We start from the raw sequence: 11463 nt of genomic DNA, 5'->3' as shown, positions 1-11463 counted from the left end.
GATCCCCCGGCGTCCGTCTGTTGGCGGATGATAACGATAAAACAGCCTGAAGTTCGGATGTCACATGAAAAAAATCGTTCTAGTCCTCGCCCTTTTAGGGGGTGCAGGCGTCTTGTATTGGTATTCGCTGGATAAATCCGCAGCTGTTGGGCCAAGAGTCAAGCCCATTCCCAATGTGGTCGTGACCAAAGCGGGCGTGCAGACCATACGTGATGAGGTCGAGGCCCTTGGCACTACCCGCGCCAATGAGTCACTGACCATCACAGCCAAGGTGACGGAGCTTGTCACCAAAATGAATTTTGACGACGGCGATGTGGTCGCCAAAGGTGCCGTGCTGGTGCAGCTGCAGGACAGCGAGCATCGTGCTAAGGTGCAGGTGGCCAAGGTCAAAGTCGGCGACGCCGAGCGTGAGCTTGAGCGTATTCGCACCCTGGTAACCAATAAAACCGTTGCCGCCCTCGAGCGTGACCGGCTGCAAACGCAAATCGACACCAGCCGCGCTGAACTTGAGCAGGCGCAGGCTGCGCTTGCCGACCGCACACTGGTGGCGCCTTTTGCCGGCCGTCTGGGCCTGCGTCAGGTAAGCCCGGGGGCGCTGGTTACCCCAAGCACCCCCATCACCACCCTGGATGATATCTCGGTGGTAAAACTTGATTTTGCAGTACCTGAGCGTTTTATCCCCCAGCTTAACCCCGGCAAGATGGTGGAAGCCGAAGCCGTGGCCTATCAGGGCCAGGTGTTTAAGGGCAAAGTTATTTCCATCGACAGCCGCGTAAATCCGGCCACCCGCGCCGTGATGGTCCGGGCTGAAATTCCCAACAAAGATGCCAAGCTGCTGCCCGGCATGTTGATGAAAATCCGCCTGATCAAAACCAGCCGTGAGGCCTTGATGATCCCGGAAGCGGCGGTTATTCCACTGCAAAACCGCCATTATGTGTATCTGGTTGGCAGCGACAATAAGGTCGAACGCCGTGAAGTGGTGATAGGACTTCGTAAGCGCGGCTGGGCCGAAGTGGTTGAAGGCCTGAGCGAAGGCGAAGCCATCATGGTGCACGGTATTCTCAAGGTGCGCCCGGGCGATGAAGTCAAACCTGAAATGAACGAGCGTTTCAGTGCAGCGGTGGCGACTGAAGGGGAGAGCGCCGCATGATTTTGACTGACCTTTCCGTTAAAAGGCCGGTCTTTGCCTCAGTAGTGAGTTTGCTGCTGATAGCATTCGGTCTGGTGGCCTTTGATAAATTGCCGCTGCGTGAATACCCGCACATCGATGCGCCTGTGGTGTCGATTGATACCACCTATCGCGGCGCCAGTGCCTCTGTGGTTGAAAGCCGCATTACCCAGCTGGTGGAAGACCGCGTCAGCGGTGTTGAAGGCATTCGCCACATCAGCTCATCGTCCAGTGACGGCCGCTCGTCGGTGACGCTGGAATTTAACATCAACCGCGACATCGAAGCGGCGGCCAACGATATCCGTGACCGCATTTCCGGCATGCTCAATAACCTGCCGGAAGAGGCCGATCCGCCGGAGATCCGTAAAGCCAGCGGCGGCGATGATGTGATCATGTGGCTGAACCTGGTGTCCAGCAGCATGAACACCCTGGAGCTGACCGATTACGCCAACCGCTATTTGGTTGACCGCTTCTCCGCGATGGACGGGGTTGCCATGCTGCGCCTTGGTGGTGGCAAGGTGTATGCGCTAAGGGTCTGGATTGACCGTCAGGCACTGGCGGCACGTGGCCTTACGGTGGCGGATGTCGAGTCCAAACTTCGCTCCGAAAACGTTGAGCTGCCTGCAGGCTCCATCGAGTCGCAGGACCGCCACTTTACCGTGCGCCTTGAGCGAAGCTTTCGCACCGCCGAAGATTTTTCCAATCTGGTGCTGACCGAAGGTGACGATGGCTATCTGGTAAAACTTGGCGATGTGGCGCGAGTCGAAATTGGATCGGAAGAAGAGCGCATCATGTTCCGCGGTAACCGCGAAGTGATGATCGGTCTTGGCGTTACCAAGCAGTCCACCGCCAACACATTGGAAGTGGCCCGCGCGGTCAATGCGCTGGTGGATAAGCTTAACCCAACCCTGCCGGCCGGCATGGAAATCAAGCGCAGTTACGACAGCTCAGTGTTTATCGAAGCCTCCATTAACGAGGTGTACCAAACCCTGTTTATCGCCATGATTTTGGTAATTTTGGTGATTTACCTGTTCCTTGGCAGCGTGCATGCCATGTTGGTTCCGGCGCTGACAGTGCCGGTGTCGCTGCTTGGCACCTTTATCGTGCTTTACATGCTTGGCTACAGTATCAACCTTTTGACGCTGCTTGCGATGATCCTTGCCATCGGTATGGTGGTGGACGATGCGATTGTGATGCTTGAAAACATCCACCGCCGTATCGAAGAAGGCGAAACCCCGCTGGTCGCCGCTTTCCTTGGTGCCCGCGAAGTGGCCTTTGCGGTTATTGCCACGACTTTGGTGCTGGTGGCGGTGTTTATGCCGATCACTTTCCTTGAAGGGGATCTGGGTAAGCTCTTTAAAGAGTTTGCCGTGACCATGAGCGCGGCGGTGATGTTCTCAAGCGTGGTGGCACTTACTTTAAGCCCGATGATGTGCTCTAAGCTGCTTAAGCCGACCAGCGAAAGCTCGTGGCTGGTGAAAAAAGTGGATGCGGGTATGGAGCGGCTGGAGCACGGTTATCGCCGTTTGCTTGAGCGCACTATTGCCAGACCTGCACTCATGAGCGCTGTGGTGGTGATAGCCCTTGGCGTCAGCGTGTGGATGGCCGGCAAGGTGCCGCGCGAATACGCACCGACCGAAGATCGTGGTTCTATGTTCCTGATGGTCAACGGTCCGCAGGGCGCAAGCTACGAGTACATCGAAAAGTACATGAATGAAATCGAAAACCGCCTGATGCCCCTGGTAGACAGCGGCGATATCAAACGTTTGCTTATTCGTGCTCCGCGTGGATTTGGCCGCTCGGCGGATTTCTCCAACGGCATGGCGATTATTGTGCTGGAAGATTGGGGCCAACGTCGCAGCGCCTTTGTAATTATGAATGATATCCGCGCCAGACTTGCAGATCTTGCCGGCGTGCAGGCGTTTCCTGTGATGCGTCAGGGCTTTGGCCGCGGCGTGGGCAAGCCGGTGCAGTTTGTGCTTGGTGGCCCAAGCTACGAGGAGCTGGCGCGCTGGCGCGATATTCTTATCGCCAAGGCGTCGGAAAACCCCAAGCTGCTGGCCATCGACCATGACTACAAGGAAACCAAGCCGCAGTTCAGGATTGTGATTGACCGCGACCGCGCCGCCGATCTGGGGGTATCCATTTCCCATATTGGCCGTACCCTTGAGTCCATGCTTGGCTCTCGTCTGGTCACCACCTACATGCGTGACGGTGAGGAGTACGACGTCATTATCGAAGGCGATCGCGCCCAGCAAAATACTGCCCAGGACATGGAAAACATCTATGTACGGTCCGACAGGAGCCGCGAGCTTATTCCACTGTCAAACCTGGTGCATGTGGAAGAGTTTGCCGATGCAACGAGCCTTAACCGTTACAACCGGATGCGGGCCATTACCATCGAGGCGAACCTTGCTGACGGTTACAGTTTGAGTGAGGCGCTCGAGTACCTGAACGGTATCGTGAAGGCCGATCTGCCCGCCGAGGCCGTGATAAGTTACAAAGGCCAGTCCCTCGACTATCAGGAGTCCGGCAGCTCGATGTACTTTGTGTTTGTGCTGGCCCTCGGGGTGGTATTCCTGGTGCTGGCGGCGCAGTTTGAAAGCTATGTTCACCCCATGGTTATCATGCTGACCGTGCCGCTTGCGACTCTCGGCGCCTTGCTTGGGCTGTGGTTTACCGGTCAGACGCTCAACATCTACAGTCAGATTGGTATCATCATGCTGATTGGTCTTGCCGCCAAAAACGGCATTTTGATTGTGGAATTTGCCAACCAGCTGCGTGATCGCGGGCTTGAGTTCACCGACGCGCTGCTGACGGCATCGACCCAGCGGTTACGGCCTATTTTGATGACGGGTATTACCACAGCCGCAGGTGCGGTGCCGCTGGTGATTGCTCAGGGTGCAGGCGCCGAAACCCGCTTCGTGATTGGTGTAGTGGTGCTTGGCGGTATTGTGCTGGCAACTGTGTTTACCCTGACGGTTATTCCGACCGCCTATGCGCTCTTTGCCCGTCATTCCGGCTCGCCGGATGCGGTGGCCCATGAGCTTGAGAAGCAGCTTAACGGCAGAAAGCACTGATCTGCGCCGCCGCAGCCTGTGTTAGTCGGCCAACGCGAGTTTGGCCGACTGATTTACAGGCAAAGGTTAAAGCTATAATTAAAGGTATAAAAAGGTAAAAAAAAGCCCGGCAATTGCTGGGCTTTTTTATTTAGCGAAAGACGTTTTGTGTGAGCGAAAGATCTTAGCTTTAGACCTTAGCTTTAGAGCTTAGCCTTCGAGCTCTGCCAAAATCGCCTTTTCCAGATAGGTGGTGAAATCGTGGCCGTGGTTTGCCAGCATTTTCGGGAACATGGAAATCTGGGTTAAACCTGGGAAGGTATTGATTTCATTCAGCAGAATTTCGTTGTCTTCGGTAAGGAAGAAGTCAATCCGCGACAGGTGTCTAAGCTTCATGCCCTTGAATGCCTTGATGGCATAGGCGCGGATGGCTTCCACAGTCGCTTCGTCCACATTGGGCGCTTCGACATGGGTGATGGCCTTACTCTTGGTATCGTACTTTTCTTCAAAGCTGTAGAAGGTGTTGGCGGCGCAGACAATTTCGCCCGGACGGGTAGCTACTATGTCGCCATCGTACTGATATACCGCCACTTCAAGCTCCCGCGCCTTGATGGTTTTTTCGACCACCACGTAAGGGGCGTACTCGAAAGCCTTTTTCACCAGTGCAGGTATGTCTTCCCGCTTATGGGCCGGGAAGCAGCCAACGGATGAGCCCTGGCTCGCGGCCTTGATAAACACGCTGCCCCAGTTGTCAAAGGCCGCTTCGACTGAGCGAATGGCGTCATCTGACGCTTCATCCAGGAACAGATACGGGGTGTTTGGGATCCCAAGGGCGCTGAACCACATCTTGGCGGTGATTTTGTTGAAGCAGTTGCTTGAGGCTTCCGAGGTACAGCCAAAATAGGGCAGGCGGATAAGGTTGAACCAGGACTGAATATCGCCGGTTTCGCCGGGATAACCATGGATACAGGGGATAACATAATCCACAGGCCAACTGGCTTTGTCGTCGCCAAAGCGGATTTCGCGGCTATTGGTCAGCTCCACAATCTCGCCGCTTTTGGTGCGGTACAGGCCTTCGCCGGTCAGCTCCAGCCACAGGGTATCGAACCTTGGATGGTCTTTAAGGCAGGCTTCAAAATATTTGGCAGACAGCAGCGAAATGTCGTGCTCGCTGCCACCACCACCGCACAGCAGCACCAGATTGTATTTTTTCATCGTCACTCCAAAAGGCGGGCCCGGCGGAAGGAATTGTCCCGGGCGGCGCAAGCAAGTTAAGCACAGCAGTGTAATGAGCCTCGGCGGGCGGCGCAAGGCAGTAGGCCGAGATTTAATTGCCCTGCCATAGCCGCTTGGCAAGGCCCGAGGCGCGCTCGGTACGCCTGTCGATTGCTGCTTCAAACAGGGCTTCGTTGCCAAGGCAGATAAACTTGTCCTTGGCGCGGGTAATGGCGGTGTAAATCAATTCCCGCCCAAGCAAACTTTGCTGCGCCGGCGATGGATTGACTGGCAGCGACAGCGCGACTCTGGAAAATTCACTGCCCTGACTCTTGTGCACTGTCATGGCAAAGCAGGTGTCGTGGCTTGGCAGGCGCGCCGGCAGGATTTTAAGCATACTGCCGTCACTTTGGATAAAGTGCGCCATCAGGCGCGGGTCTTCGGCGCTGCGTGGCAGCACTATGCCGATATCCCCGTTAAAGAGCCCCAAGCCATAATCATTGCTTTGAATGATGATGGGGCGACCGGCAAAAAACTCCTGCTTTGGCTGAATAAGGCCACGGCGCGACAGCGCAGCGATAATGGCAAGGTTTATTCCTTCAACGCCATATTCGCCGCTGCGGGTGGCGCACAGCACCCGAAAGCGGTTGTAGCGCTCAAGAATATCTTCCGGCGGGGCGAATGAGGCCATGGCCTGCAGATAATCGCCGTAGGCATCGCAGGCGAGTGAAATCAGGGCATTGAGGCCTTCACCTTTTCCGCTTTGAGTGTTGCTTTGAGTGTCGCCTTGGCCAGCGTTAGCTGCACCGTGACTGAGCCAGGTCAGCTCACTGTAACCGTGGCGCCATACTTCGCCAACCCGCGCCTTGTCACCGGCGTTAACCGCCAGCGCCAACTGGCCAATACCGGCATCGGCGCGAAAGCGGTGGCTGTGGGTGAGGGTGCAAAGGTTATCGCCAAGCCCAGCGGCCTCTGTGCTTTGAAGCACCGTGCCGGTGAGTGCATAAAGCCGCTGGCATTGCTTTGCACTGTAGCGGTAGCCTTGGCGGGCGCCTTCACAAATGTCGGCGAGCACTGCACCGGCTTCGACTGATGCAAGCTGATCCTGATCCCCAAGCAGAATGAGGCGACAGTCCTTTGGCAGCGCATCGAGCAGGCGGTGCATCATGGGCAAATCCACCATGGAGGCTTCATCCACCAGCAATAAGTCGAGCTCAAGTGGGTTGTCTTTATGATGACGGAAGCGGTTACTGCCGGGAATGACCCCAAGCAGCCGGTGCAGGGTGGATGCCTCCTCCGGCAGTGCATCGACATCGGCGGGGGGGATAAGCCCCGTTTCCAGCGTGGCTTTAAGGCGCTGCTTACTTGCCTTGATGGATTCGCTGAGCCTGGCAGCTGCCTTGCCGGTGGGCGCCACCATACGTATTTTCAGCGGCGTTTGTTTCATCAGGAGCAATAACAGCTTGGTGACCGTGGTGGTTTTGCCTGTGCCCGGGCCGCCTGTGATGACCGCAAGCCGCTTGCCGGAGGCGAGCGCCACCGCGATTTTTTGCCAGTCGATGTCGCCATTGCCAGCGGGAAAGAGTTCATCGAGGAGCGCCACTGTGTTTATCGTTCCAGCCACAGCGCTATCCGTATCAGCGCTATCCGTATCAGCAATGCCCGCACCGGCAATGTCCGCACCGGCAATGTCCTCGGCCGCAAGTGCACTGAGCCTGCGTGCCACCGCGGTTTCAAAACCATAGTAGCGGCGCAGATACAGGCGTTTGCCATCGAGAATCAGCGGCTTATTGGGCGCACTGCTTATTTGATGAGCGGACTGAGGAGCAGACGCCGCTGACGCTTGCTCATCGGTAAGCGCTGGCTCGGGCATCCCAACCGCATCGAGGGCGGCAATGGCGGCCAATAAGGCGTCCCGTTCAAGGCTTATGCGGCAGCGGCCTCTGCTGCTGCCAAAGGGATTGGCAAGCACCAGAGAATCGAGGTCAAGGCAGGGGTGCTGCGCCGATAACTGACGCGACACCAGGGCGCAGATAATCAGCATCAGCGGCGAATCGTCCTGATGCAGCCTTGCCATTTCCAGTGCAAAGTGGCGGTCGAGTGAGCCAAGTTCACCCTGCTGCACCAATTGCGAGAGCAGCAGTTTGACCTCGTCACTGCTTAAGGTTTTGCCCATGCTCTCAATCATATCCTGACCTCATTTCCTTCAAAGAGTGCATCGAGCGCGTTGATAAGTAGCTTCGGCGGCTTATCAAAAAACACCCCGCTGCCCGGCGAGCTTGCCGACATGCCGCGTAAAAACAGATAAAAGCAGCCGCCGATATGACGGTCATAGTCGTAGTCGGCAAGGCGGCTTCTGAGGAGCCGGTGCAGCGCCAGGGTGTAAAGCAGGTACTGCAAATCGTAATGATGCTCGCCAATGGCCTCCTGCATTGCCTGCTGATGGTAGCTGCCAAGCTCGTCACCAAGGTGATTTGACTTGTAATCGGCGACGTAATAGCGGCCATCGTGGCAAAAAATCAGGTCGATAAAGCCTTTGAGCATGCCATTTAAGGTGTCAAAACCGATGTCGCTGCGATAGTGAAATAGCGCCAGCAGATCCCCAAGCGCATGGGCTTTAAGCCGGGTGACCGGCAGGAAAAATTCCATCTCCACCAGCAACATGTCCACATTGAGGCTACTTAATGCAAACTGGCTTTGCCCATCGTTAAGGGGGGCTGCCAGTATGTCCTGATACCAGTCCATCAAAAGAGGCTGCCACTTGGGCTCAATGCCAAATTGCGCCATTGCCTGCTCAAGTGCGGCGGGTAAGGTTGCCTGCGGTGCATCGAAGCGGATGAGCTCAAGCACCAGGTGCATAAAGCTGCCCGCGTTGGCGCCGCGGGGAAAACTGAAGCGGCTTAAACCGTCGGATTCCGGTGCCTGCATCAGAATTTCGAGGGCGGAAAAGGATTCATCGCCTGCGCCTGGTAAGGCGCTCCTAAGCCCGCGGTCCTCTGGCACTATTCCTTCAGGCATTTGGTGATCACTTAACTTATGGTCAAGCGCTTTTTGAGCAATTGCGTTTTGAACATTTGTTGATTGCTGAGCGCCGACGTGCAAAGCTGGCGCGCTGTGTGCGTCCTTGCCATGGCTGTCCGCCACCAGCGCCGAGTAGCTGCCAACCCGCCAGGGCACTTCTTTGTGCCGGTTTGGCTGGCGGGGGCTCAGGTGCGAACTGGCGCTGATGTCGCCATCTGTCACCCTGGTCAGGCTATCGGTTATTGCATCCACAACGGCGATGGTTTCCACGTCACCGTTAGCGACATCATCGGCGGCAACGGAGCAAAGCCGCATGGCGGCGGCTTTTAACATGCCGCCATCACAGTTTTTATCCATGATGCCAAGCAGATAGCCAAGGGCGGTTTTGAACACTTCACTGCTTATCCCGCCTTTGAGCATCCGGCTGTGATTGGCAAGCCCGAGCCGACAGGCATACACAGGGCGGGTGAGCGCCACATACAAAAGACGCAGATCTTCAGCAAGGCGCTCTTCGTCAAAGCGCTCGTTGCCTTCATCGGTTTGCTCTATATCCCACACCAGTTGGTTGTCGCTGTGGTAAAGCATGGGCGAGGGTTTGCCGCGGCTGTCCCGCGCCAGGCTTAAAAAGGGGATATAACACAGGCCATATTCCAGCCCCTTGGATTTGTGGATGGTGACAATTTGCACCAGATTCTGCTCACTCTCGAGGCGCATTTGCTGGGTTTCGTCGGCGGAGGGATTGGCGAGCGCCTGCTCGTACCAGCCAAGCAGGGCGCTTATGCCATCAAGCCCTGCCGCGGCATGCTCAAGCAGCTCACAGAGGTGGCGAAAATCCGTCAGGCGCCGCTCGGCATCGCTCTCGCCCTGCAGGCGTGACAGCAGCCCAGTGTCATCGGCAAGCGCCATCAGCGCTGGCATCACCCCTTGCTTTTGCCAGCGTTGATGCCAGCCCTCAAAACGCTCGAGCGCGGCGGCGCGCACGTCTTCATCCTGATTCATGCGGGCGATGTCGCTTTGGGTGTAACCCAAAAGCCGTGTCGCCATGGCGGCGCGAAGCCGCCGCTCATCCCTTGGGTGGGCGATGGCATACAAAAGGTGCATCAGCTCCCGCGCCTCAGGGGTTGCCAGCACATTGTCACGGGATAAGAACACCGCGCCTATGCTGCGCTCAGCCAGCGCCGCCTTGATGAAGGCGGCTTCGTTGCGGTCACGCACCAACACAGCGATGTCTTTGGCCTTAAGCGGCCTTTGTTTGTCAGACAGGATGGCGCGGCCTTCGCCGGCAAGGTTAAGTAAGCGTGCAATATGCTCCGCCGTGTCGCTTGCCATGGCGGTGCGGGCGGTTTGCTTGTTAAGGCCGCCATCAGATTCGGCTAAAAACGCAAACTCGAGCGCTGTTGCCGCCCTGCCATCAATCAGCAGCGCTTTTTGGCCCTTGTCGGCAGCATTCACAGGCTCAAAGGGAATGTCGTCATTCATAAAGACCCGTTCGCGGGCCTGAAACAGCCGATTGACTGCATCGACCATCGCCCGTGACGAGCGGTAATTGGTGCCAAGATTATAGTGGGCCGAGGCCTCATTTCTGGCACTGAGGTAGGTGTGAATGTCGCCGCCGCGAAAGGCATAAATTGCCTGCTTGGGGTCGCCAATCATCAAAAGGCCGCGCGCCTTGCCAGCCTGACGGTAAATGGCGCTGAAAATGGCAAACTGCAGCGGATCTGTGTCCTGAAACTCATCGATGAGCGCAATCGGGTAGCGGCTGGCGACTTCGGCGGCAAGGCGCTCTGCCAGGCTATTATGAGCATCTGCGCTGTTTTCACTTTGAGAGCGGTTTTCACTATCAGGGCTGCTTTCATTATGAGCGCCATGCTCATAGCCCAGCGCTTTGGCGAGGGTCAGCAAAAGGTCATCAGGCGCCAGCAGATTGCGCTCGGCTTTCAGGGCGGCAAAGCGGCTTCGGATATCATCCCGCGCCTTAAGTAAAAACGCCGGAATAAGCGCCCCGTGGGCGGTAATAAATTCACCGATTTGCACCAGCAGCGCGAGTTTGTCGGCCTGTGGCAGCACCCCGCCTTTATTGAGCTTGATATTGTCGTAGGCAAGCGCGGTGAGCGCCTTTAGCGGCGGCTCGCCGTGGCCTCGGGCGGCCCAGGCATCCATCTCTTCGAAATGTGCCATGAGTTTGGGAAAACCGTCGGCGGCCTTGCCGTAACTGGTGCCGTTAAGCGGCAGTGCTTTAAGCGTTTCAATCACCTCGCCGCTGCTTTGCTTCCAGGCAAGGCGCAGGCGCGACAAGCGCTGGCTGTGCTCACTTTCCAGCACAGTGAAATTGCCGGGGTTTTGCTTTGGCGTTGCCATACGCGCGCCAATCAGTGAGCGAAGCTCACTCTCAAGCGCCTTGGGCGATGGATAGTGTGCATGGATGATGGCCGCCACTTCGTTACTGAGCCCATAGCAGTGGGCGCGCCAGAAGTCGGCGGCGGCGAGGGTCAGATACTCACTGTCATCGAGGGTAAACTCGCTTTCAAACAGCAGCGCCGATTCAAAGGCGAGATCCGATAAAATCCGCTGACAAAAGCCGTGGATAGTGTAGATGGATGCTTCATCGAGGGTTTTAAGGGCCAAATCGAGTTGGCGCAGCGCCAGCGGTGTATTGTCGATGGCGCCAAGGAGCGATCGCATAAACGGGTCGCTGCTTGGCTCGCCAAGCACGGCCTTGAAGGCGTCCTGTACCCGGCGACGGATCCTGTCCCTGAGCTCACTGGTGGCGGCGTTGGTAAAGGTTACCACCAGAATTTCATCGGCGCCGAAAGGACGGGACTCGCCAATACCAAGCAGCAGGCGCAGATAAAGGTTGGCAATGGTGTAGGTTTTGCCGGTACCGGCGCTGGCCTCAATCAGGCGCGCGCCGTGCATCGGCAGGGTAAACGCATCCAGCGGGCTGCTCGGCACCGGCGCATTTTGGGTATTGGCCGCGGCGGATGATGAAGTAAGGGACAT

The 11463-nt window shown here is 56.8% G+C and carries 5 protein-coding genes; 2 read left to right on the top strand and 3 right to left on the bottom strand.

Features of this window, described 5'->3' with window-relative positions; all coding sequences use genetic code 11:
• The first annotated feature begins 64 nt into the window (after positions 1 to 64).
• The gene (locus KJI95_RS13620; protein ID WP_214507752.1) at positions 65 to 1150 is read left to right on the top strand and encodes an efflux RND transporter periplasmic adaptor subunit; all 1086 of its coding nucleotides are present in this window, start codon (positions 65 to 67) and stop codon (positions 1148 to 1150) included.
• Complete coding sequence (locus KJI95_RS13615; protein WP_214507751.1) at positions 1147 to 4248, top strand: efflux RND transporter permease subunit; 3102 nt, start codon at positions 1147 to 1149, stop codon at positions 4246 to 4248. The genes KJI95_RS13620 and KJI95_RS13615 overlap by 4 nt, the downstream gene beginning before the upstream one ends.
• Positions 4249 to 4437: 189 nt before the next feature.
• Here the strand turns inward: KJI95_RS13615 and KJI95_RS13610 are convergent, their stop codons facing one another.
• The 3 genes from KJI95_RS13610 to KJI95_RS13600 form a co-directional block, all read right to left on the bottom strand.
• Positions 4438 to 5442 carry a D-alanine--D-alanine ligase gene (locus tag KJI95_RS13610; protein ID WP_214507750.1) on the bottom strand — a complete coding sequence of 335 codons (1005 nt, stop codon included), beginning with the start codon at positions 5440 to 5442 and terminating at the stop codon, positions 4438 to 4440.
• 112 nt (positions 5443 to 5554) lie between these two features.
• Positions 5555 to 7630 (bottom strand): exodeoxyribonuclease V subunit alpha, encoded by a 2076-nt coding sequence (recD, locus tag KJI95_RS13605; protein WP_214507749.1) that lies wholly within the window; start codon positions 7628 to 7630, stop codon positions 5555 to 5557.
• The gene (locus tag KJI95_RS13600) at positions 7627 to 11463 is read right to left on the bottom strand and encodes a UvrD-helicase domain-containing protein (protein ID WP_214507748.1); all 3837 of its coding nucleotides are present in this window, start codon (positions 11461 to 11463) and stop codon (positions 7627 to 7629) included. Before KJI95_RS13600 ends, recD begins: the two co-directional genes overlap by 4 nt.

Origin of the sequence: Shewanella jiangmenensis (assembly GCF_018596335.1) — a bacterium.
Lineage (GTDB): Bacteria > Pseudomonadota > Gammaproteobacteria > Enterobacterales > Shewanellaceae > Shewanella > Shewanella jiangmenensis.
The sequence above is the reverse complement of the archived record's forward strand: the minus strand, read 5'-3'. Positions and strand labels throughout refer to the sequence as shown.

What these genes read in the sequence shown, in the direction of transcription:
- KJI95_RS13620 (WP_214507752.1), top strand. Translation starts at nt 65, where the DNA reads ATGAAAAAAATCGTTCTAGTCCTCGCCCTTTTAGGGGGTGCAGGCGTC.
- KJI95_RS13615 (WP_214507751.1), top strand. Translation starts at nt 1,147, where the DNA reads ATGATTTTGACTGACCTTTCCGTTAAAAGGCCGGTCTTTGCCTCAGTA.
- KJI95_RS13610 (WP_214507750.1), bottom strand. Translation starts at nt 5,442, where the DNA reads ATGAAAAAATACAATCTGGTGCTGCTGTGCGGTGGTGGTGGCAGCGAG.
- recD (WP_214507749.1), bottom strand. Translation starts at nt 7,630, where the DNA reads ATGATTGAGAGCATGGGCAAAACCTTAAGCAGTGACGAGGTCAAACTG.
- KJI95_RS13600 (WP_214507748.1), bottom strand. Translation starts at nt 11,463, where the DNA reads ATGTCCCTTACTTCATCATCCGCCGCGGCCAATACCCAAAATGCGCCG.